This window comes from Phenylobacterium sp. (assembly GCF_030646615.1).
Lineage (GTDB): Bacteria > Pseudomonadota > Alphaproteobacteria > Caulobacterales > Caulobacteraceae > Phenylobacterium.
In genome coordinates this window covers 43456-64664 of record NZ_JAUSLG010000002.1, presented here as the reverse complement: position 1 = coordinate 64664, position 21209 = coordinate 43456, and the positions used below count along the sequence as shown (strand labels likewise).

The following is a 21209-nucleotide window of genomic DNA, read 5'->3' as shown; positions in this document are numbered from 1 at the left end:
ATCGGCATGACCGCCGATGTCGGCACCTTCCCGCGGCTGTGCAAGCTGATCCCCGAGGGCTGGGTGCGCGAGCTGGCCTATACCGGGCGGCGCCTGTCGGCCGAGCGAGCCCGGGAGATCGGCCTGGTCAATGAGGTCTTCCCGACCCACGAGGCCCTGCTGGACCATGTCATGGCCACGGCCCGGGAGATCGCCGAGAAGTCGCCCCTGGCGGTGACCGGCTCGAAGGTGATGATCAACTATGCCCGGGACCACACCATCGCCGATGGGTTGGACTATATCGCCGTCTGGCAGACCGGCATGTTCGCCGGCTCGCATATGGGCGAGGCCTTCAAGGCCAAGGCCGAGAAGCGGCCCGCCGACTTCCCCGACCTGCGGCCCCTGCGCCACGAGATGTAGAACCGTCTACAGGACCAGTTCGGCGTCGCGGAGGTCGGCGCCGGACAGCTTCGCCCCCGACAGATCGGCCTCGAGAAAACGGGCGCGCCTCGCCTGGGCGCCCGTGAGGTCGGCATAGCGCAGGACGGCCCGGTTCAGATCGGTGCGCAGAAGCCGGCCCTCGGCGATCTCCAGCGGCCCCAGCCGGGCGTCGCGCAGATCGGCGCGGATCAGATTGGCGCCGGTCAGCCGGGCGCCGCGCAGGTCGGCGCCCCGGAGCCTGGCCTTGCGCAGGTCGCAGCCGGACAGGTCCGCGCCCTGCAGCTGGACGCCCTCCATGTCCATGTCGAAGAAGATCGAGCCGGCGGCCGACAGCCCGCTCAGCCGGCGGTGGCGAAGGGTTCGCAGGCCCCGGAAATCGACCTCCGTGGCCGCGGCCGCCCGCCCCTGCGCGCCGCTGCTGTCGCAGAAGGCCTCATGCTCGGCCACCAGCTCATAGAGCGGCACGTCATCCACATAGAAGATCGGCGCCGGGGCCCGCAGCACCTCGCTGAGATCCACCTGGTTCAGGCCAGCCGAGGCCAGGTTGACGCCGGCCACCACGGCGCCGCGCAGGGAGGCGCCGGTCAAGTCGGCCCCGTCGATCTGCGCGCCCGTCAGGTCGGCCCCGTCCAGGCGGGCGCCGGCCATCCGCGCCCCCACCAGGATCGCCCCGTCCAGGCTGGCGTCGGTGCAGTCGACGGCGGTCAGCACGTCGCGCAGATTGGCGCCGGCCACCACGGCGTATTCCAGGTTCCCTGCCCGTTCGCCCGGCGTGATCATGCGAAAGCCATCCTGGCGGTCCTGCATGGCGATCCGCCCCTCGCGCAGGTCGCTTTCGGCCAGGTCCGCACCGGAAAGATTGGCGCCGCGCAGGCTCGATCCCCGGAGGTCGGCCCGGGCCAGCCTGGCGCCGCGCAGGTCGGCGTCCCGCAGGTCGGCGCCGAACAGATTGGCGCGGCTGAGCTCGGCGCCGGCCAGGATCGCGCCGCTGAGGCGGGCGCCGGCGAGGTCGGCCTCGGTCAGCAGGGCGCCTTCCAGGTTCCAGTCGGCGAGGTCGGCGCGGATCAGGCTCGCCCGGCGCCCGCCCTTGAGCCCACGCACATAGCGGCCGTGCGCCTCCAGGGCGTCATGGATGTCGTCGGCCGTGTGACGGACGAGGTGGGACGGGGCGGCTTGGCCGGACATGCTTGGCTTTCAGCTCAAGCGCCCACCTTGATCCTTCGGCCTTTAAGGAAGGGTTCGCGGCGCGGCGTTTAGCCGCAGAGCTGAGCCCCTATTCCGGGCTGTCGGCGGATGCGCCGCCCTGGCCGGCGGCCTGAAGCAGGGCTGCGATCTTGTCGGTGGCGTCGGCGGCCTGGCTCAGCATGTGCAGCGGGCCCGAGCCCGGCCGAACCGCGGCGACCATCTGGTTGGCGGCCGACTGGGCCACGGTCACGGCCGTGTTCTGCGCCGTGGTGAAGCCGGTCTTGGTCAGGGTCGCCGCCGTGGAGTCCTGATAGATGAAGCCGTGCACCGGATAGGTGGTGGAGCCGAGGTCGCCGACCGAGTCGTACCAGACCTTGACCTGGGTCCAGTCGCCGGTGGGGGAGACGTCGATCACCGTGACGTCGCGCTCAATCTGACCGCGGGTTCCGTTGATCCGCGACCAGTTGGCGTGGTTGATCTGGATGACCCGTTCGGTGAGCACCTGGCTGACCACGGCCACATGGCCCAGGCGCATCTTGCCGGTGGGCTTGAAGCAGAGGACCGCGCCGGCCTGGGGGGTGTTTCCGGTGTCGTACTTGCCGGCGGCCTGTTTCCACCAGGTCCAGGCGTCGCCGAAGATCTGCACGCCCGAGATCATCCGGGCGAAGGGCACGCATTGCCAGTAGGTGTCGGCGAAGGCCGAGCTTGCGGGCGCCAGGGCCATGACCGCTGCGGCGGTGATGGAACCAAGGACGATGCGTGTCCGTTTGATCATGTTGGGCGTACTCCCATGACGCGAACTCGGGTCATGGATAGTTTCGCCACACGAGAATGAAAAGAGGGTTTATGCGCCTGCAACCTTTGGCGCCCGCTCTTTCCACATATCCGCCCACAGCTTCATGTGCGTGCGGGCCGGTTTCTCGATCAGGTGGTATGAGATGGCCGCCAGTGGAACCACGCCCACCAGCAAGACACACCACAGGGGCCAGGGCAGCTGGCCGCCTTCAAGCTTGAGCAGACTGGTTGCTCCGTTCACGAATACAATCTTCCACGGCACGCAGACCATGTAGATCGAGTAGCTGATCTCACCGAGATAGATCAGCGGACGCGCGCTGAGCACGGCCGAGCCGGCCTGAGCCATGCGGGCCAGGTAGAAGATCAGGCCGCCGGTGGCCAGGACGATAATCGTATCCGACAGGGCGGTGGCGGCCGCGATCAGGGCGACGGCGCCTGAAATTGCGGCGCCCGCCATGGCCCCCTTGCGGCCCGAGCCGGCCCGTTCCCGCCAGAGACTATGCAGGGCGCAGCCCAGGGCGAAGCAGGGCACGATGCGCAGGGCGCCCCAGCGGATGGTCGCCAGGGTCAGGGGATGGCCGGCCCACGCCTGGAAGCCGGCATAGAGCGCCGCCATGAAGATGGCCGCCAGGGCCACGGCCACCAGGGGGCGGGCCTTCAGGGCGAGCGCCGCCCAGGCGAACAGCGGGAAGGTGAGATAGGCGAACCATTCCGCCGAGATCGACCAGGACGGATGGTTCCAGCCGGCCTGCGGCGCCAGGCCCCAGGCCTGCACCAGCAGCAGGTTGGCCGGCAGTGATTCCCAGGACAGGATGTTGGGATCGACGGCGAAGCCGGCCGCCGTGGCCCCGGCCGCCAGCACCCCCATGCCGATCAGGGTCGCCAGATGCAGGGGATAGACCCTCGCCAGGCGCGCCCAGAGGAAGCTTCCATAGGTGAAGCGCCCGGCTTCGACCTCGCTGCGATAGACGTGGCAGAGGATGAAGCCCGACAGGATGAAGAACAGCTCGACCCCCAGATAGCCCTTGGCCACGAATAGCGGCGTCACCGTGGTCGCCAGGGCGGACCAGTAGTGGAAGAGCACCACCCAGAAGGCGGCGAAGAACCGCAGGGCGGTGAGCGGGCGGATATGCTGGGCGTCGGTCATGGGGGCGGGCTCAGGGCGGCGGCGCGATAAGCAGCCTATGTCGCTGCAGTCTGGCGCCAGAAGCCTCACCATCGCGTTAGCGCTGCTACGAACTTCAGGATGATCTAAAGCCTTGGAGTCTCGCCTGGAGAATCACCCATGGACTCCGTCCTCGTCCTCCTCACCGACCCCGTCGCCTGGGCCGCGCTCGTCGCCCTGATCGTGATGGAGGTGGTGCTCGGTATCGACAATCTGGTCTTCATTTCCATCCTGTCCAACAAGCTGCCCCCCGAGCAGCGAAGCCGGGCCCGCAAGATCGGCATCGCCCTGGCCCTGGTCATGCGCCTGGCCCTCCTCTCCACCCTGGCCTTCCTGGTCGGCATGACGCAGACCGTGTTCAGCATTCCCCTGCAGGGTCCCCCAGATCCGGTTCATGGCATGCCCATGTTCGAGATGGACTTCTCGTGGCGCGACCTGATCCTGATCGCCGGCGGGCTGTTCCTGGTCTGGAAGGCGACCACTGAAATCCACGAAAAGGTCGATCCGGAGGCCACCCACGGCCTGATGGACGTCAAAGGCCCGGTCGTCGCCAATTTCTCGGCGGTGATCGTGCAGATTCTGCTCCTCGACCTGGTCTTCTCCATCGACTCGATTCTGACGGCGGTGGGCATGACCGACCATCTGCCGATCATGGTGATCGCCGTCATTTTCGCCGTGGGCGTCATGCTCTTGGCGGCCGACCCCCTGGCGGAGTTCATCGACGCCAACCCCACCGTGGTCATGCTGGCCCTGGGATTCCTGTTGATGATCGGCGCCACCCTGATCGCCGACGGCTTCGGCTTCCACGTGCCCAAGGGCTACATCTATGCGGCCATGGCGTTTTCTGGCCTGGTGGAGGGGCTCAACATCTTCGCCCGTCGCGCCGCCCGACGGAAGACGGCCGCGGCTGCATCAGGGCATGCATCGCCGGCCGGTTCTGATAACGTCTGAGGATTAAACCCCGCCTCGGGGCGCTTCGCGGCGCCCTGGGCGGACTCAGATATTTCGAAAACCGGATTGGGCGGCGCTTTTTCGCGTCGTGCAGATCCGCATAATTTGGCGGCGCTCGAACGTCGCTTTGGAAACGCCGCGTTGCAAGAGCCCCAAGTTTTTAACGAGGCCGATCGCCGCCTCACGCTAATCTCGGTCCTGATCGTCTTCCTGCTGAGCGCCATGAGCCAGACCGTGGTGGCCACGGCCATGCCGCGGATCGTCTCGGACCTGTCTGGCCTCCACCTCTACGCCTGGGCGACCACGGCCTATCTGCTGGCCTCGACCGTCATGGTGCCCATCTGGGGCAAGCTCGGCGACATCTATGGCCGCAAGCCCATCCTGCTGATCGGGATCGGCATCTTCCTGGGCGGATCCTGGCTGGCGGGTCTGGCCGGAGAGTTCGGCGACCTGCCCGTCCTCGGCGGCGGCATGGTCCAACTGATCACCGCCCGGGCCATCCAGGGGATTGGCGGCGGGGCGCTGTTCACCATCGCCTTCGCCATCATCGCCGACCTCTACGCCCCGCGGGAAAGGGCTCAGTTCTCCGGCCTGTTCGGGGCGGTGTTCGGGGTGGCCAGCATCTTTGGCCCGGTCATCGGCGGCTTCTTCACCGACCATGGGACCGTCGAACTGGCCGGCCATGTGATCGAGGGCTGGCGCTGGGTCTTCTATGTGAACGTGCCGTTCGCGCTGGCCGCCGTGGCCATGATCCTGATCAAGATGCCGGCCCTGCCGCCCCGGGGCGAGGGGCGGATCGACTTTGTCGGCGCCGGCCTCATCGTGGTCGGCTTCACCACCCTGCTCCTGGCCATCACCTGGGGCGGCCGGGACTATGGCTGGGGCTCGCCCCTGATCCTGGGGCTGCTGGCGAGCGCCGGCGTCAGCCTGACGGCCTTCGTCTTCGTCCAGAAGGCGGTGCGGGACCCGATCCTGCCCCTGGAGCTGTTCCAGAACCGCACCTTCAACACCGCCAATGGCGCGGCCTTCGTCTATTCCATGGCCTTCATGGGGGTGACCTCCTTCCTGCCCCTCTACATGCAGGTGGGCCAGGGTGTGCCGGCCACCCGCAGCGGCCTGACCATGCTGGCCCTGATGGTCGGTCTGGTGGCCTCCTCGACCCTCAATGGCCGGCTGGTGACCAAGACCGGGGTCTACAAGCCGTTCATGATCGGCGGCGGCGCGGTGCTGATCGCCGGGGTCTTTTCGCTCTGCTTCATCGGCCCGGACACCAGCACCCTGGACCTGGCCTGGCGGCTGCTGATCGTCGGCGTCGGCCTTGGTCCCGGCCAGAGCCTGTTTGGCCTGGCGGTTCAGAACGCCGTACCCATGCATCAGCTTGGCGTGGCCACCAGCTCGGGCCAGTTCGTCCGCCAGATCGGCTCGACCATGGGGGTGGCCCTGTTCGGCGCCATCCTCACCTGGGGCCTGACCGCCGAGCTTGGCCGGCTGTCGGCCGAAAATCCCGCCCTTCAAATGGAGACCCTGGAGCTGTCGGACCTGCAGCGGATGGCCATGGAGCGGGACGCCGATCCCAGTCAGGCCGAGGCCCGCGCCGCCGACCCGACCACCCGGGCCGCCGATCAGGTGATCCGCCAGAGCCTGTCCACCGCCGTGGTCTATGGGATCATGTTCAGCCTGGCCGTGCTGCTGATCGGCTTTGTGCTCATGTTGATGATCCCCGGCGTTCCCCTGAAGGATCGCCATAGCCCCGCCCCGCCCAAGCCTGCCGAGGTGGAGGCCTGAGGCGCCGCGGGGCTCATCGGAACGGGCTCAGTCCTCGGTGACCTCGGGCAGCAGCACGGCGAAGTGGTCCTCGACCGCGCGGTAGCATTCGCAGCAGGCCTCCTCGAGGCCGTCCCGGTCGAGGATCTCCACATGGCCGTGGTGCTGGCGGATCAGGCCGCGATGCTCCAGGGCCTTGGCGACGCCGGAGACGGTGGTGCGCTGCACCCCCAGCATCTCGGCCAGGGACTGCTGCGTCAGGCGGATGACATTGGATTCGGCCCGGTCATGGGTCGACAGCAGCCAGCGGCAGGCTCGCTGCTCCACCGGATGCAGGGCGTTGCACAGCGCCGATTGCATGACCTGGGCCAGCAGGCTGTCGGCATAGCGGGAGAACAGGTCCGAGATTTCCGGATGCCGGCGCTTGGCGGATTCCAGCACCTCGGTGGCGACGGCCAGGGCCGGGCCGGCCACCTGGACCACGGCGCGGGCGTAGGCGGGCTTGTTTCCGGCGCTGACAATGCCGCCGGCGGCGCCTTCGCGACCGATGCTGGCGGCCTCAACCTCGCGGCCGTCCCGGGTGACCAGAACCAGCGAGATGATCGCCGGGCCGGCCGGCAGGTGGGTGGTCTCCACATCATCGCCGGGTTCGAACAACACCCGCCCCCGCTCCAGGGTGATCTGCCGCAGACTGGGCGCAAGCTCCCGCAGCACCGCCGGCGGCAGGGCCGCCAGCAGCCGGTTGCCGCGAAAAGCGGAAAGGTCTGACGCCGCCGCCGGACGGCGGGGGTCGGGACTGGAGTGGCCCATGGACATGGGGGCTGACGCCTCGGGGGTCGGCTGGGAGGGAATTGGGACCCTATCAGGCCTACAGCGCCAGACACAGGGAGTCCGTCGGCGACCCGACGACTGGTCCGGCTCGCCCGGCGCCCAGAGCACCTAGAGAAAAGGGCGCTCGGGGGGCGCTCGGGGAAAGAGCGCTCAGAGGAAGCTGTAGGGGTCCACATCGATGGCCACCCGCACCGAGCCTGGCGGCTTCACCCGCGCGCGCCAGGCCGCCAGATAGGCCGAGATGTCCACATTGCGATCGGCCCGCACCAGGAACCGCTTGCGCCGCCGCCCGCGGATCAGGGCCAGGGGCGCGTCGGCCGGGCCATAGACCTCCACCCCCTCGGCGTTGGGGGCGCTGGCGGCCATGACCTGGACAAAGGCCTCCAGGGCCTGGGGATTTTCAGCCGAGACGATCACCGCGCCCAGGCGGCCAAAGGGCGGCAGGCCGGCCAACTCCCGCTCGGCCATCTCGGCGGCCACGAAGGCGTCCCGGTCCTGGGCGGCCAGGGCCTGCATCACCGCATGATCCGGCGCATAGGTCTGCAGCAGGGCGCGGCCCGGCCGGTCGTGGCGGCCCGCCCGGCCCGTGGCCTGGGCCAGCAGCTGATAGGTCCGCTCGGCCGCCCTAAGGTCCCCGCCCCGCAGGCCAAGATCTGCGTCCACGACGCCGACCAGGGTCAGGTTGGGGAAGTTGTGACCCTTGGCCGCAGCCTGGGTGGCCACCAGGATGTCGATCTCGCCGGCGGCCATGGACTCCACCAGCCGCCGGGCGGCCTGGGCGTCGAACACCGTGTCGGAGGAAAACACCGCGATCTTCGCCTGCGGGAACAGGGCGCGGGCCTCCTCCTCCACCCGTTCCACGCCGGGGCCCACCGAGACCAGGCTGTCGATGGCCCCGCAATGGGGACAGGCCTTGGGCTTGGCCATGGAGAAGCCCGTGAGGTGGCAGACCAGCCGGCCGGTATAGCGATGCTCCACCAGCCAGGAATCGGTGTCGGGCGCGGTCAGCCGCTCGCCGCAGGCCCGGCAGAGCACCAGGGGCGCATAGCCCCGACGGTTGAGGAACAGGAGCGCCTGCTCCCCCCGGGCCAGGGTCTCGCCCACCGCCTCCACCAGGGGCGGCGAGAGCCAGCGGCCATGCTCCAGGGGAACCGCCCGCAGGTCGATCAGCTCGATCTGCGGCAGCACGGCGGCGCCATGGCGGGCCGACAGCCGCAGCCAGCGATAGCGGCCGGTCTCGGCGTTGCGCAGGGATTCCAGCGACGGCGTGGCCGAGGCCAGGACGACGGCGGCCGCCTCCATCTTGCCGCGCACCACGGCCAGGTCCCGGGCCTGGTAGATGAAGCCCTCCTCCTGCTTGAACGAGGTGTCGTGCTCCTCGTCCACCACGATCAGCTTGAGGTTCACGAACGGCAGGAACAGGGCCGAGCGGGCGCCGACCACGATGGGGCAGGCGCCGGTGGCCACCGCTTCCCAGACCCAGCGCCGGGCTGGCGGGGCGACGCCGGAATGCCATTCGGCCGGCATGGCCCCGAACCGCTCGGCGAAACGGGCCAGCACCGCCTGGGTCAGCGCAATCTCCGGCAGCAGCACCAGCACCTGGGCTGAGGGGTCGGCGGCCAGGGCCGCGGCCACGGCCTCCAGATAGACCTCGGTCTTGCCCGAACCGGTCACCCCGTCCAGCAGGGCGACGTTGAAGCCTCCCTCAGCCATCATGGCGGTGAGCGCCTGGGCCGCCGCCGCCTGGCTGGGATTGAGCGGGCTTCGGGGGCGGGAGAGATCAGGGGCCGGGAAGGCGACGGGGGCCAGCGCCAGGCGGACGGCGAGCACGCCCTCGTCGATCAGCCCCTTGACCACGCCGGCCGACACCTCGGCCCGGCGGGCGAGGTCGGCGGGCGCGCCGGAAAAGCCCGCCAGGGCGGCCAGCACCCTGTCCCGGGCCGGGGTCAGGCGGGAAGGCGCGGTTCCGGTGGCGATCACCTGTTTTTCCGGCCGGGCCTTCGGCGCGCGGGCGCCGCGCAGGGCGATGGCCAGGGGCTGGCCCGGCGCATCGACGGCGTAGCGGGCGGCCCACTGGATGAACTCCAGGGTCCTCGGCGGCAGGGGCGGGTCGGCCAGCCGTGATTCCAGGGGCTTGAGCGGCCGGTTGCCGCCGACGGCGTCGCGCAGGGCGGTGACGACGCCGCGCAGGGTGCGGGGACCCAGTGGGGCGGCCACCTGGTCACCCACCTGCAGCCCCATGCCCTCGGGCTCGGCGTAGTCGAAGGCCTCCGGCAGGGGCATGGGCAGCAGGACCGAGGCGATGCGGCTCACGGCCGGAGCCCAGAAACTGTCACGCGCTCAGGGTGGCGAGGACCCCGCGCAGGCGCTACACACCGCCATCCACTGCGCAGGGAGGCCCAGGCCATGCAGATCTTTCTCGACACCACCGACACGGCCGTCCTGAAGGACCTGGCCTCCACCGGACTGGTGGACGGCGTCACCACCAATCCGTCGCTGATCGCCAAGTCGGGCCGTCCCATGCTGGAGGTCATCGCTGAGATTTGCGACCTCGTCGAGGGGCCGGTGAGCGCCGAGGTCGCCGCCATCGAGGTCGAGGCCATGCTGGCCGAGGGCCGCAAGCTGGCCGGCGTGGCCCCCAATGTGGTGGTCAAGCTGCCCCTGACCCGGGCCGGGCTCACCGCCACCGGCGAGCTGTCCCGCGAGGGAATCCAGACCAACGTCACCCTGTGCTTCTCCGCCGCCCAGGCCCTGATGGCCGCCAAGGCGGGCGCCACCTACATCTCGCCCTTCATCGGCCGCCTGGACGACCATGGGGCCGACGGCATGGAGCTGATCGCCGAGATCCGCGCCATCTACGACAACTATGATTTCGACACCGAGATTCTCGCCGCCTCGGTGCGCCATCCGGCCCATGTCACCGCCTCGGCCCTGGCCGGCGCCGATTGCGCGACCATTCCGCCGTCAGTCTTCCTCGACCTGTTCAAGCACCCGTTAACCGAGAAGGGTCTTGATCAGTTCATGAGCGACTGGGCCAAGACCGGCCAGTCGATCCTCTGAACCTAAGGGACGGCGCGCATGGACGGGACCAGCATCGACGGGGCGATGAGCGCCCACGAGGCCAAGGACGAGGTGCGCCGCTTCCTGCTGGAAAACCCCGCCGTCCTGCTGGACGATCCCGACCTGCTGGCCCAGCTCGGCCTGCAGACGTTGCCGGACAATGTGGTGGCCTTCGGGCCGGCCGCCCTGGCCCGGGTCCATGCGGCCCACCGCAAGGAATCGGCCGTGCGGCGGCGGCTGGAATCCACGGCCCGGGCCAATTTCGCCGCCCAGGCCCACACCCACGGCGCCGTCATCGACCTGCTGGAGGCCCGCAACCACGCCGATCTGGCCCGCCGGGTGGACGACCTGGCCCAGCTGCGCTTCGCCCTGTGCAGCGGCGTCGTGGCCCTGGAAGGGCCTGAGCGCACCCCGGCCGGCTGGCGGCCCCTGGTGGAGGGCCAGGTGGACATGATCCTGGGCGGGCATCAGAAACTGACCCGCATGGGCTTCTGGGCCCCGGCGCTCGGCCTGTTCGGCGACCGGGCCGGGGACGTGAAGTCCATGGCCCTGGTGCGCCTGGCCATGTGGGAGCCGGCCCGGGAGGGCATCGTAGCCTTCGGCTCGTCCGATCCCGAAGGCTTCACCGAAGACATGGGCGCCGAGCTGGTGGCCTTCCTGGCCCGGGTGATCGAGCGCACGGCGGAGCGTTGGCCGGTCCTGTGAGCGCCCTGCCGGGCCAGCAGGCCGAGGCCGTGCAGGCGGTTCAGGCCTGGCTCGCTCACCTGGCCCAGGAGCGGCGGGCCTCGCCCCGCACCCTGGAGGCCTATGGGGCGGCCGGTCGTCGCTATGTGGCCTTTCTGGAAAAGCACCGCGGCGGTCCCCTGACCATCGCCCACCTGGCGGGAATCGAGACCGCTGAGCTGCGCGCCTGGCTGGCCTATCTGCGCCAGGGTGATCATCCCCTGTCGCCGCGCTCCCTGTCCCAGGCCCTGTCGGCCGTGCGAGGTTTCCACAGGTTTCTCGATCGAAGGCTCGGCGTCGCCAACGCGGCGGTCACCCTGGTGCGCGGCCCCCGGGTCAAGCCCGGCGCCCCGCGGCCGATCAGCGAGGACCAGGCCTTCGGCCTCATCGCCGAGCCGGGCCTCAACGCCGACCTGGACCCCTGGGAGGCCAGCCGGGACGCCGCCGTCTTCACCCTGCTCTATGGTTGCGGCCTGCGGATTTCCGAGGCCCTGTCCCTGCGCCGCAGCGACGCGCCCCTGGGGCAAACCCTGCGGATTACCGGCAAGGGCGGCAAGACCCGCCTGGTCCCGGTGCTGCCGGCGGTGAGCGCGGCGATCGAGGCCTATCTGGCCGACCTGCCCTTCGTGCTGGCGGGCGATGAGCCCCTGTTCCGCGCCCGGCGAGGCGGACCGCTCAGCCCGCGGCACGTGCAGGCCAGCATGCAGATCCTGCGCGGCCGGCTCGGCCTGCCCGACAGCGCCACGCCGCACGCCCTGCGTCATTCCTTCGCGACCCACCTCCTGGGGGCGGGCGCCGACTTGCGTTCTATTCAGGACCTGTTAGGCCACGCGTCGCTGTCCACCACCCAACGTTACACCGAGGTGGACGCCCAGCGGCTGCTCGCCGCCTACGCCAAGGCTCACCCCCACGCATGACCTGCCCGATCCGACTGCGATCCGTCACATCCGCCGACCTGCCGATCTTCTTCGAGCAGCAGCGGGACAAGAGCGCCAACCGCATGGCCGCCTTCGGCGCCGCTGATCCCGAGGACCGCGCCGCCTTCATGGCCCGCTGGGACCGTCTGCTGAAGACGCCGGGCGTCGCCGCGCGAACCATCGTGGTGGCGGGCGACGTGGCCGGCCACATCATCAACGAAGCGCCCTATGGGGCGCCGTCGATCTCCTATTGGGTGGGCAAGCCCTGGTGGGGCCATGGGGTGGCCACCGGCGCCCTCACCGCCTTCCTGGAGCAGGTGGAGGTCCGTCCCGTCCAGGCCCGGGTGGCCAAGGACAATATCGCCTCGATCAAGGTGCTGCAGCACGCCGGCTTCGCCATCCGCGGCCAGGCCAGGGCCTTCGCCCCCGGTCGCGGGGAAGAGGTCGAGGAATACGTGCTGGTGCTGGAAGCCGAGGCCCTGGCCCAGGCAAGCTGAGCCCGACGGGCCCAGCCCTCATCCCGATTGTTTTCCGTCACCCTTGGGCTGGACCCGAGGGCCCATGCGCACCGGCCTATCGCGGTGTTCATGGATGGTCGGGTCAAGCCCGACCAAGATGAGAGATAATGTGGAACACCGCCCAGCGACCGCCCTCGTCCTTCGAGGCCTTGCTTGCGCAGGGGCCTCAGGATGAGGACGGACTGAGGCCCGCCAACCCACCGCCCTCATCCTGAGGTGCGAGCGCCAGCGAGCCTCGAAGAACGCAGGGCCTAGGCCTGCATGGTCCAGCCTTCGACGCCCATGGCGGCCTGGCGGCCGGCTTCGGAGCGGGTGGGGTGCGGGTGGCAGATGCGGGCGATGTCCTCGCTGGCGGCCTTGAAGGCCATGGCCACGCAATATTCGCCGATCATCTCGCCAGCCTGCGGCCCGACAATATGGACGCCGAGGATCTCGTCGGTCTTGGCGTCGGCCAGGACCTTGGCGAAGCCGTCGGTCTCGTGGTTGATCTTGGCCCGGCTGTTGGCGGTGAAGGGGAACTTGCCGACCTTGTAGGCCACGCCGACCTCCTTCAGCTGCTCCTCGGTCTTGCCGACCCAGGCCACTTCCGGGGCGGTGTAGACCACGCTGGGCACCAGATTATAGTCCACATGACCAGCCTTGCCGGCGATCAGCTCGATGCAGGCCACGGCGTCTTCCTCGGCCTTGTGGGCCAGCATGGGGCCATGGATGGCGTCGCCGATGGCCCAGACGCCCTGCGCCGAGGTCTTGAAGTGATCGGTCTCGATGACCCCGCGCTTGTCCGGCGTGACGCCGACGCTCTCCAGGCCCAGGCCTTCGGTGTAGGGCCGTCGGCCGATGGCCACCAGGACGTAGTCGGCCTCCAGCGTCTCAGCCTCGCCGCCGGCCACGGGCTCGACCGTGAGCTTGACCCCGGACTTGGAGGTCGCAGCGCCGGTCACCTTGGCGCCCAGCTTGAAGACGATCCCCTGCTTGGTCAGGGACCGCTGGAAGGTCTTGGCCGTCTCGGTGTCCATGCCCGGCGTAATGCGGTCGAGGAACTCCACCACGGTCACCTCGGCGCCCAGGCGGCGCCAGACCGAGCCCAGCTCCAGGCCGATGATGCCGGCGCCGACCACGATCAGCTTCTTGGGCACTTCCGGCAGGGACAGGGCGCCGGTGGAATCGACGATGCGCTTCTGGTCGATGGTCACGCCGGGCAGCGGGGTCGGCTCCGAGCCGGTGGCGATGACGATGTTCTTGGCGTCCAGGGTCTGGACCGAACCGTCGGCGGCGGTGACCTCGACCTTGCCGGGGCCGGTGATCTTGCCGGCGCCCTTGATCCAGTCGGCCTTGTTCTTCTTGAACAGGAATTCGATGCCCTTGGTCAGCTGGGTCACCGAGTCGGCCTTCTGGGCCATCATCTGCGACAGGTTCAGCTTGGGCTTCACCTCGATGCCGAGGGTGGCGAAGTCCTTGCCCACGGCGGCGTCATACATTTCCGAGGCGTGCAGCAGGGCCTTGGACGGCATGCAGCCCACATTCAGGCAGGTGCCCCCCAGGGTCTCGCGCTTCTCGACGCAGGCGACCTTCAGGCCCAGCTGTCCGGCTCGGATGGCCGCATTGTATCCGCCGGGGCCGCCCCCGATGATGACGACGTCGTATTGGGACATGGGACTAGGATCCGTTGGTCAGAGGGTCAGTAACGAGGATAGGGCGAAGATTCAGGGGCGAGGGCGGCGTAGTGAGAGATCGCCTCCCAGGAAGCGTACGGGTCCGGCAGGGTCGGACCAGTCCTCTAGAGGGAGCCCCTTCACGCGAATGAACTCACGGATGTTGGCGGTGACCACGGTCCAGCCTCGATTGAGAGCCTGACCCGCGATGAGGACGTCAAAGCTGCCGATGCTCAGGCCCGAGAGGCGAAGCTCCGCGCGAAGGCGGGCGGCCGCGAGGCCGTCCTCTGGCGTCCAGCTTTCCAACGTCATCTGAGACGCCAGGCGATCGACCTGCGCCATGTGATGGACGGGCCGGTCGCTCCTATGGGCGCCGTACATGAGCTCGTGGAAAACGATGGGGGAGAGATGCAGGCCTCGTCCCTCCCGGTCGACTTGCGCCAGGCAGTCTCTGAAATGCGGCAGCCGCCCGCGGATGATCTCGATCGCAGCGTTCGTATCGAGGCTGATGCTCATTCGTCGAAATCGATCTCGCGCGGGAGCAGTTGCTCCGCGCGGTCGGGAAAGGGCGCGTCGGTGATGTCGTCTATGTCGCGCCAGACGGCGGCCCAATCCGTCTGGATCGGCTCCAAAATCACTCGTTGACCCTCCTTGCGGATACGAACCTCCGAGGCGTCGAAGCGAAACGCCTTGGGAAGCCGCACAGCCTGGCTGCCGCCATGGGTGAAAATCTTCGCACGAAGGTCCGACATAGAACGTATATACGCCCCGTATCTACTCCAGACAAGCGCTCGCCTGGACTAGAGGTCCAGCAGCAGGCGCTGGGGATCTTCGATGGCGTCCTTGACCTTCACCAGGAAGGTCACCGCGCCCTGGCCGTCCACCACGCGGTGGTCGTAGGACAGCGCCAGATACATCATCGGGCGGACCACCACCTGGCCCTTCACGACCATGGGACGCTCCTGGATCTTGTGCATGCCCAGGATGCCCGACTGGGGGGCGTTCAGGATCGGGGTGGACATCAGCGAGCCATAGACCCCGCCGTTGGAGATGGTGAAGGTGCCGCCCTGCAGGTCGTCCAGGGCCAGCTGGCCGTCGCGGGCCTTCTTGCCCATGGCGCCGATGGCCTTCTCGACCCCGGCCAGGCTCATATCGTCGGCGTCGCGGATGACCGGGACCACCAGGCCCTTCTCGGTGCCGACCGCCACGCCGATGTCGTAGTGGTTCTTGTAGATGATGTCCTGGCCGTCGATCTCGGCATTGACGTCGGGCACCTGCTTCAGGGCCGCGATACAGGCCTTCACGAAGAAGCTCATAAAGCCCAGGCGGACCCCGTGGCGCTTCTCGAACACGTCCTTGTATTCGGTGCGCAGGGCCATGACCGCGCTCATGTCCACCTCGTTGAAGGTGGTGAGCATGGCGGCGTTGTTCTGCGCCTCCTTCAGGCGGCGCGCGATGGTCTGGCGCAGGCGGGTCATGCGGACCCGCTCCTCGCGCTCATGCAGCTCCCGGGGCGCGGCGGGCGCCGCGGCTGGAGCCGGCGCATTGGCGCGGGCCTCCAGGGCGGCGATGGCGTCGCCCTTGGTCACCCGGCCGTCCTTGCCTGAGCCGCCGACCTTGGAGAGGTCGAGGCTGTTTTCCGTGGCGATCCGCTGGGCCGAGGGGGCTGCGGGCTTGCTCGTCATGACCTCGGGCTGGGCGGCAGGCTTGGGCGCCTCGGCCTTGGGTTCGGGGGCGGCTTCAGCCTTGGGGGCCTCAGCCTTGGGCGCGTCTTCGGCCTTGGCGGGCGCGGCGGCCGCGCCACCCTCGGACATCTTGCCCAGCACCGTGCCCGGCTCGACCGTGTCGCCTTCGCCGGCCAGGATCTCGCTCAGCACGCCGTCGGACGGGGCGGCGACTTCCAGGCTGACCTTGTCGGTCTCCAGCTCCACCAGGATCTCGTCCTTACGGACGGCATCGCCTGCCTTCTTGGTCCAGCGCGCCACCGTCGCCTCGGTGACGGACTCGCCAAGGGCGGGGGTCATGATGTCGGCCATAGTGGTAGATTCCTGTTCTTATTCAGTTCTTTAGGCGGACGACGCCTTAGGCGAAGGCTTCGTTGAGGAAGGTTTCAAGCTCGGCCAGGTGGCGGCTCATCAGGCCCGCGGCCGTCGAGGCCGAGGCCGGACGGCCCACATAGCGGGCGCGGCGGGTCTTGAGGTTCAGGCGCTCCAGGGTCAGCTCCAGCCACGGATCGACGAAGGTCCAGCCGCCCATATTCTTGGGCTCTTCCTGGCACCAGACCAGCTCGGCGTCCTTGAAGCGCTTGAGCTCGTTGGACAGGGACTTCACCGGCCAGGGATAGAACTGCTCCAGCCGCAGGATGTAGACGTCGTTGATCCCCTTGGCCTCGCGGGCCTCGAGCAGATCGTAATAGACCTTGCCCGAGCACAGGATGACCCGACGGATCCTGTCGTCGGGAACCAGGCTGACCGTGGTGTTCTCGCCCCGCTCGGCGTCGTCCAGCAGCACCCGGTGGAAGGACGAGCCCTCCGACATGTCGGTGAGGCGCGAGACGGCCTTCTTGTGACGCAGCAGGCTCTTGGGCGTCATCAGGATCAGCGGCTTGCGGAACTCCCGCAGCAGCTGGCGGCGCAGGATGTGGAAATAGTTGGCCGGGGTGGTGCAGTTGGCCACCTGCATATTGTCCTCGGCGCAGGACTGCAGGAACCGCTCGAGCCTAGCCGACGAATGCTCCGGACCCTGGCCCTCATAGCCGTGGGGCAGCAGCATCACGAGGCCGCTCATCCGCAGCCACTTGCGTTCGCCCGAGGAGATGAACTGGTCGATGACCACCTGGGCGCCGTTGGTGAAGTCCCCGAACTGGGCCTCCCACAGGGTCAGGGTCCGGGGCTCGGCCAGGGAGAAGCCGTATTCGAAGCCGAGCACCGCCTCTTCCGACAGGGCCGAATCCAGCACCTCGAAATGGGCCTGGGTCGGCGAGAGGTTGCGCAGCGGGAAGTAGGTTTCCTCGGTCTTCTGGTCGATCAGGGCCGAGTGGCGCTGGGTGAAGGTGCCCCGGGCGCTGTCCTGGCCCGACAGGCGCACCGGATAGCCCTCGTCCAGCAGGGCGGCGAAGGCCAGGTGCTCGGCGGTGGCCCAGTCCAGGCCTTCGCCGCTTTCGATGGCGTCGCGCCGCGTCTGCAGCACCCGGGCCACGGTCTTGTGGACGGCGATCCGTTCCGGCGTGGCGGTGATCTTGCGGCCGAGGTCCAGCAGCTTCTGCAGCGGCACGGCGGTGTCGCCGCGGCGGTCCTCGGTGGTGGGCAGGGTCAGGCCCGACCACTTGCCGTCCAGCCAGTCGGCCTTGTTGGCCTTGTAGTCCTTGCCGGCGTCGAATTCCTTGTCGAGGAAGTCGGCGAATTCGGCGATCCAGGCGTCCACTTCCTCGGTCGTGACGACCTTCTCGTCGATCAGGCGCTGGGTGTAGATTTCCCGGGTCGAGGGGTGGCCCTTGATCTTGGCGTACATCAGGGGCTGGGTCATCGTCGGGTCGTCACCCTCGTTGTGACCAAACCGCCGATAGCAGAACATGTCGATGACCACGTCCTTGCCAAACTGCTGGCGGAACTCGGTGGCCACCTTGGCGGCGAAGACCACGGCCTCGGGGTCGTCCCCGTTCACGTGGAAGATCGGCGCCTCGACCATCAGGGCGACGTCGGAGGGGTAGGGCGAAGACCGGCTGTTCTTCGGGCTGGTGGTGAAACCGATCTGGTTGTTGACGATGAAGTGGATCGAACCGCCGACCCCATAGCCCTTGAGGCCTGAGAGCGCGAAACACTCGGCCACCACGCCCTGGCCGGCGAAGGCGGCGTCGCCATGCAGCAGCAGGGGCAGCACATGGCCGCGGCCGGCCTCGGGATTCTCCCGCAGGGTGAAGGCCTGCTTGGCGCGGGCCTTACCGATCACCACCGGGTTGACGATCTCCAGGTGGCTGGGATTGGCCGTCAGTGACAGGTGGACCGAATTGCCGTCGAAGCTGCGGTCGGACGAGGCGCCCAGATGATACTTGACGTCGCCCGAGCCCTCGATGTCGGTGGGCAGGGACGAGCCGCCCTGGAATTCGTGGAAGATCACGCGGTAGGGCTTGCCCATCACCGCGGCCAGCACGTTCAGGCGACCCCGGTGGGGCATGCCCAGCACGATGTCGCGTACACCCAGCGCCCCGCCGCGCTTGATGATCTGCTCCATGGCCGGGACCATGGCCTCGCCGCCGTCCAGGCCGAAGCGCTTGGTGCCAGGGAAGCGGCGATGCAGGAAGCGCTCGAAGCCCTCGGCCTCGATCAGCTTCTTGAGAATGGCGATCTTGCCCTTCTCGGTGAACTCGATCTCCTTGTCGCGGCCCTCGATCCGCTCCTGCATCCAGGCCTTCTGGTGCGGATCGGAGATGTGCATGTACTGCACGCCCAGGTCGCCGCAGTAGGTGCGCCGCAGGATGTCGAGGATTTCCCGGATCGTGGAGGTCTCGAGCCCCAGCACATAGTCCAGGAAGATCGGCCGGTCGAAGTCGGCCTCGGTGAAGCCGTAGCTGGCCGGATCCAGCTCGCTGGCGTCGCCGGGGACGATGGCGATGCCCAGGGGGTCGAGATTGGCCCGCAGATGGCCGCGCATCCGGTAGGCCCGGATCATCATGATGGCGCGCAGGGAATCCAGCGTGGCGGCGCGGACCGCGTCGGTGGAGGCGGCCGGCGTGCGCTCGGCGACCTTCTTTTCCAGCTTGGCCTCGACGGCGGGCCACAGCCCGTCCAGGGCCGAGAGCCAGTCGGGCCGCGCGGCGGGCGCGTCGGGGCGGACCCAGCCGGGCTTGGCGGCCGCCTGCTTGATCTCCTCGGCCCGCTCGTGGAGCGAGGCGAAGAAGGCCCGCCACGAAGGCTCCACCGAGCCGGGGTTCTCCGCCCACCGGGCGTAGAGGTCCTCTACGAAGGCCAGGTTGCCGCCATAAAGGAACGAAGTCTCGGCGAGAACCTCGTTAATCAGACCTGCGTCGTCCGCCATGCTTCCGCTTCCAGACGGCCCGCGAAGCTTCTTGGTGAGAGGAGCCGACGGCGGACCGCCATACGCTTGATTGTGTCAGGCGCCCTTGAGCACCTGGAGCAGGGTTTCGCCAAGTTTCGCGGGCGAAGGCGAGACGCGGATGCCCGCATCTTCCATCGCTGCGATCTTGTCCTCGGCGCCGCCCTTGCCACCCGAGATGATTGCGCCCGCGTGACCCATCCGCCGCCCGGGGGGGGCGGTGCGTCCCGCGATGAATCCGACCATAGGCTTCTTCTTTGGTGAATTCTTGATGAATTCCGCCGCCGCTTCCTCGGCTGCGCCGCCGATCTCGCCGATCATGATGATCGACTCGGTCTCGTCGTCGTCGAGGAACATCTGAAGCACGTCGATGAACTCGGTGCCCTTGACCGGGTCGCCGCCGATGCCGACGGCCGTGGTCTGGCCCAAGCCCACCTGCGTGGTCTGAAACACAGCTTCGTAGGTAAGCGTGCCGGAGCGGGAGACAACACCCACCGAGCCGCGCTTGAAGATATTTCCCGGCATGATGCCGATCTTGCACTCGTCCGGCGTGAGCACGCCGGGGCAGTTGGGGCCGATCAGGCGGGACTTGGAGCCCGACAGGGCGCGCTTGACCTTGACCATGTCGGCCACCGGGATGCCCTCGGTGATGCAGATGATCAGGGGGATTTCGGCCTGGATGGCCTCGAGGATCGAGTCCGCGGCGAACGGCGGCGGCACATAGATCACGCTGGCCTCGGCGCCGGTCTGGCTGACCGCCTCGCTGACGGTGTCGAACACCGGCAGGCCGATATGGGTCGTGCCGCCCTTACCGGGCGTCACGCCGCCGACCATCTTGGTGCCATAGGCGATGGCCTGTTCGGAGTGGAACGTGCCCTGGCTGCCGGTGATGCCCTGGCAGATGACGCGGGTTTCTTTTCCGATGAGGATGGACATTAAGCGGCTCCCCGAACGGCCTTGACGATTTTTTCCGCGCCGTCCGACAGATCATTGGCGGACACGACGTTCAGCCCGCTCTCGGCGATGATCTGCTTGCCGAGCTCGACATTGGTGCCTTCCAGGCGAACCACCAGGGGCACCTGCAGGCCGACTTCCTTCACCGCCTCGACCACGCCCTCGGCGATGATGTCGCAGCGCATGATGCCGCCGAAGATATTGACCAGGATCCCCTTCACGCTGGGATCGGCGGTGATGATCTTGAAGGCCGCGATGACCTTCTCCTTGGTGGCGCCGCCGCCCACGTCCAGGAAGTTGGCCGGCTCGGCGCCATAGAGCTTGATGATGTCCATGGTCGCCATGGCCAGGCCCGCGCCATTGACCATGCAGCCGATCTCACCATCGAGGGCGATATAGGAGAGGTCGTACTTGGACGCCTCGATCTCCTTGTCGTCCTCTTCGCTGGTGTCGCGCAGCGCCACGATGTCGGGGTGGCGATAGAGCGCGTTGCCGTCGAAGCTGACCTTGGCGTCCAGCACCCGCAGGTGATCGTCCTCGGTGACGATCAGCGGGTTGATCTCGAGCATCTCCATGTCCTTGGCGAGGAACGCCGCATAGAGCTGGCCGAGCAGGGTGGCGGCTTCCTTGGCCAGACCGCCGGTCAGGCCAAGCGACTTGGCCAGGCTCCGCCCATGATGCGGGAAGACGCCGGTGGCCGGGTCGATGGAGAAGCTGATGATCTTTTCAGGGGTCGAGGCGGCGACCTCTTCGATGTCCATGCCGCCTTCGGTGGAGGCGACCACCGAGACCCGGCTGGTGTCGCGATCGACCAGCAGGGAGAGGTAGAGCTCCCGGGCGATGGCCGCGCCTTCCTCGATATAGAGGCGGTTGACCTGCTTGCCCTTGGCGCCGGTCTGGTGCGTCACCAGCACACGGCCGAGCATCTCTTGGGCGTTGGACTTCACATCGGCGGCGGACTTGACCACCCGGACGCCGCCCTTGGCGTCGGGGCCAAGGCCCTCGAACCGGCCCTTGCCGCGGCCGCCGGCGTGGATCTGGGATTTGACGACCCAGACCGGGCCTCCCAGCTGCTCGGCGGCCTGGGCGGCCTCTTCGACGGTGTGGGCGGCGTAGCCGCGCGGGACCGCCACGCCGAACTCTGCGAGGACGGCTTTGGCTTGATGCTCGTGAATGTTCATGAGGCCGCGATTTGTCGCTGAAATCGTCTCGCCCAGACCGG

Annotated in this window: 19 protein-coding genes; 7 read left to right on the top strand and 12 right to left on the bottom strand. The window is 68.3% G+C overall.

Translation table 11 applies throughout. The features are described from left to right. The coding region (locus Q7S93_RS00410; RefSeq protein WP_304711525.1) for an enoyl-CoA hydratase-related protein at positions 1 to 399 on the top strand (399 nt) is incomplete at its 5' end. A gap of 6 nt (positions 400 to 405) precedes the next feature. Here Q7S93_RS00410 and Q7S93_RS00405 read toward each other — a convergent pair. The 3 genes from Q7S93_RS00405 to Q7S93_RS00395 all read right to left on the bottom strand — a co-directional run bounded on the left by Q7S93_RS00405 (position 406) and on the right by Q7S93_RS00395 (position 3547). Beyond that, positions 406 to 1605, bottom strand: a complete 1200-nt coding sequence (locus tag Q7S93_RS00405) for a pentapeptide repeat-containing protein (protein WP_304711524.1) — start codon at positions 1603 to 1605, stop codon at positions 406 to 408. Positions 1606 to 1693: 88 nt separating this feature from the next. Then, the gene (locus tag Q7S93_RS00400) at positions 1694 to 2380 is read right to left on the bottom strand and encodes a CHAP domain-containing protein (RefSeq protein WP_304711523.1); all 687 of its coding nucleotides are present in this window, start codon (positions 2378 to 2380) and stop codon (positions 1694 to 1696) included. 69 nt (positions 2381 to 2449) lie between these two features. Then, on the bottom strand, positions 2450 to 3547 hold the full coding sequence (locus tag Q7S93_RS00395; protein WP_304711522.1) for an acyltransferase family protein: 1098 nt from the start codon (positions 3545 to 3547) through the stop codon (positions 2450 to 2452). Positions 3548 to 3685: 138 nt separating this feature from the next. On the opposite strand from Q7S93_RS00395, the gene Q7S93_RS00390 reads away from it, so the two are divergent. Then, on the top strand, positions 3686 to 4516 hold the full coding sequence (locus tag Q7S93_RS00390) for a TerC family protein (RefSeq protein ID WP_304711521.1): 831 nt from the start codon (positions 3686 to 3688) through the stop codon (positions 4514 to 4516). Between the two features lie 141 nt (positions 4517 to 4657). Continuing rightward, the gene (locus Q7S93_RS00385; RefSeq protein ID WP_304711520.1) at positions 4658 to 6301 is read left to right on the top strand and encodes an MDR family MFS transporter; all 1644 of its coding nucleotides are present in this window, start codon (positions 4658 to 4660) and stop codon (positions 6299 to 6301) included. Between the two features lie 27 nt (positions 6302 to 6328). Here the strand turns inward: Q7S93_RS00385 and Q7S93_RS00380 are convergent, their stop codons facing one another. Both Q7S93_RS00380 and Q7S93_RS00375 read right to left on the bottom strand, forming a co-directional pair. Then, the gene (locus Q7S93_RS00380) at positions 6329 to 7096 is read right to left on the bottom strand and encodes a Crp/Fnr family transcriptional regulator (RefSeq protein WP_304711519.1); all 768 of its coding nucleotides are present in this window, start codon (positions 7094 to 7096) and stop codon (positions 6329 to 6331) included. Between the two features lie 165 nt (positions 7097 to 7261). Further along, entirely contained in the window at positions 7262 to 9424 is a 2163-nt protein-coding gene (locus tag Q7S93_RS00375) for a primosomal protein N' (RefSeq protein ID WP_304711518.1), read from the bottom strand. A 93-nt stretch (positions 9425 to 9517) separates the two neighbouring features. Between Q7S93_RS00375 and fsa the strand changes: the two genes are divergently transcribed. The 4 genes from fsa to Q7S93_RS00355 are packed head-to-tail and all read left to right on the top strand — an operon-like array spanning position 9518 to position 12308. Next, positions 9518 to 10171 (top strand): fructose-6-phosphate aldolase, encoded by a 654-nt coding sequence (gene fsa, locus Q7S93_RS00370; protein WP_304711517.1) that lies wholly within the window; start codon positions 9518 to 9520, stop codon positions 10169 to 10171. An 18-nt stretch (positions 10172 to 10189) separates the two neighbouring features. Continuing rightward, positions 10190 to 10876, top strand: a complete 687-nt coding sequence (locus tag Q7S93_RS00365; RefSeq protein ID WP_304711516.1) for a DUF484 family protein — start codon at positions 10190 to 10192, stop codon at positions 10874 to 10876. Then, positions 10873 to 11811 carry a tyrosine recombinase XerC gene (locus Q7S93_RS00360; protein ID WP_304711515.1) on the top strand — a complete coding sequence of 313 codons (939 nt, stop codon included), beginning with the start codon at positions 10873 to 10875 and terminating at the stop codon, positions 11809 to 11811. The genes Q7S93_RS00365 and Q7S93_RS00360 overlap by 4 nt, the downstream gene beginning before the upstream one ends. Next, positions 11808 to 12308, top strand: a complete 501-nt coding sequence (locus Q7S93_RS00355; RefSeq protein WP_304711514.1) for a GNAT family N-acetyltransferase — start codon at positions 11808 to 11810, stop codon at positions 12306 to 12308. Before Q7S93_RS00360 ends, Q7S93_RS00355 begins: the two co-directional genes overlap by 4 nt. A 272-nt stretch (positions 12309 to 12580) precedes the next feature. On the opposite strand, the gene lpdA is transcribed toward Q7S93_RS00355, so the two are convergent. The 7 genes from lpdA to sucC form a co-directional block, all read right to left on the bottom strand. Continuing rightward, entirely contained in the window at positions 12581 to 13981 is a 1401-nt protein-coding gene (lpdA, locus tag Q7S93_RS00350) for a dihydrolipoyl dehydrogenase (protein WP_304711513.1), read from the bottom strand. A 51-nt stretch (positions 13982 to 14032) separates the two neighbouring features. After that, positions 14033 to 14497 (bottom strand): PIN domain-containing protein, encoded by a 465-nt coding sequence (locus Q7S93_RS00345; protein WP_304711512.1) that lies wholly within the window; start codon positions 14495 to 14497, stop codon positions 14033 to 14035. Further along, on the bottom strand, positions 14494 to 14733 hold the full coding sequence (locus Q7S93_RS00340) for an antitoxin (protein ID WP_300573939.1): 240 nt from the start codon (positions 14731 to 14733) through the stop codon (positions 14494 to 14496). Before Q7S93_RS00340 ends, Q7S93_RS00345 begins: the two co-directional genes overlap by 4 nt. 48 nt (positions 14734 to 14781) lie before the next feature. Continuing rightward, positions 14782 to 16017 (bottom strand): 2-oxoglutarate dehydrogenase complex dihydrolipoyllysine-residue succinyltransferase, encoded by a 1236-nt coding sequence (gene odhB / locus Q7S93_RS00335; protein ID WP_304711510.1) that lies wholly within the window; start codon positions 16015 to 16017, stop codon positions 14782 to 14784. Positions 16018 to 16063: 46 nt separating this feature from the next. After that, positions 16064 to 19015: a 2-oxoglutarate dehydrogenase E1 component gene (locus Q7S93_RS00330; protein ID WP_304711509.1), complete on the bottom strand. Its 2952-nt coding sequence runs from the start codon at positions 19013 to 19015 to the stop codon at positions 16064 to 16066. A 75-nt stretch (positions 19016 to 19090) separates the two neighbouring features. Continuing rightward, positions 19091 to 19969 (bottom strand): succinate--CoA ligase subunit alpha, encoded by an 879-nt coding sequence (gene sucD, locus Q7S93_RS00325; RefSeq protein ID WP_304711508.1) that lies wholly within the window; start codon positions 19967 to 19969, stop codon positions 19091 to 19093. Beyond that, on the bottom strand, positions 19969 to 21192 hold the full coding sequence (gene sucC / locus Q7S93_RS00320) for an ADP-forming succinate--CoA ligase subunit beta (RefSeq protein ID WP_304711531.1): 1224 nt from the start codon (positions 21190 to 21192) through the stop codon (positions 19969 to 19971). The genes sucD and sucC overlap by 1 nt, the downstream gene beginning before the upstream one ends. Positions 21193 to 21209: the final 17 nt, after the last annotated feature.

Bases quoted from the DNA above. Each gene is read 5' to 3' on its own strand.
- Q7S93_RS00365 (WP_304711516.1), top strand. From the start codon at position 10,190: ATGGACGGGACCAGCATCGACGGGGCGATGAGCGCCCACGAGGCCAAG.
- Q7S93_RS00340 (WP_300573939.1), bottom strand. From the start codon at position 14,733: ATGTCGGACCTTCGTGCGAAGATTTTCACCCATGGCGGCAGCCAGGCT.
- Q7S93_RS00355 (WP_304711514.1), top strand. From the start codon at position 11,808: ATGACCTGCCCGATCCGACTGCGATCCGTCACATCCGCCGACCTGCCG.
- fsa (WP_304711517.1), top strand. From the start codon at position 9,518: ATGCAGATCTTTCTCGACACCACCGACACGGCCGTCCTGAAGGACCTG.
- Q7S93_RS00405 (WP_304711524.1), bottom strand. From the start codon at position 1,605: ATGTCCGGCCAAGCCGCCCCGTCCCACCTCGTCCGTCACACGGCCGAC.
- Q7S93_RS00390 (WP_304711521.1), top strand. From the start codon at position 3,686: ATGGACTCCGTCCTCGTCCTCCTCACCGACCCCGTCGCCTGGGCCGCG.
- Q7S93_RS00395 (WP_304711522.1), bottom strand. From the start codon at position 3,547: ATGACCGACGCCCAGCATATCCGCCCGCTCACCGCCCTGCGGTTCTTC.
- Q7S93_RS00380 (WP_304711519.1), bottom strand. From the start codon at position 7,096: ATGTCCATGGGCCACTCCAGTCCCGACCCCCGCCGTCCGGCGGCGGCG.
- lpdA (WP_304711513.1), bottom strand. From the start codon at position 13,981: ATGTCCCAATACGACGTCGTCATCATCGGGGGCGGCCCCGGCGGATAC.
- Q7S93_RS00400 (WP_304711523.1), bottom strand. From the start codon at position 2,380: ATGATCAAACGGACACGCATCGTCCTTGGTTCCATCACCGCCGCAGCG.
- Q7S93_RS00345 (WP_304711512.1), bottom strand. From the start codon at position 14,497: ATGAGCATCAGCCTCGATACGAACGCTGCGATCGAGATCATCCGCGGG.
- Q7S93_RS00330 (WP_304711509.1), bottom strand. From the start codon at position 19,015: ATGGCGGACGACGCAGGTCTGATTAACGAGGTTCTCGCCGAGACTTCG.
- sucD (WP_304711508.1), bottom strand. From the start codon at position 19,969: ATGTCCATCCTCATCGGAAAAGAAACCCGCGTCATCTGCCAGGGCATC.
- odhB (WP_304711510.1), bottom strand. From the start codon at position 16,017: ATGGCCGACATCATGACCCCCGCCCTTGGCGAGTCCGTCACCGAGGCG.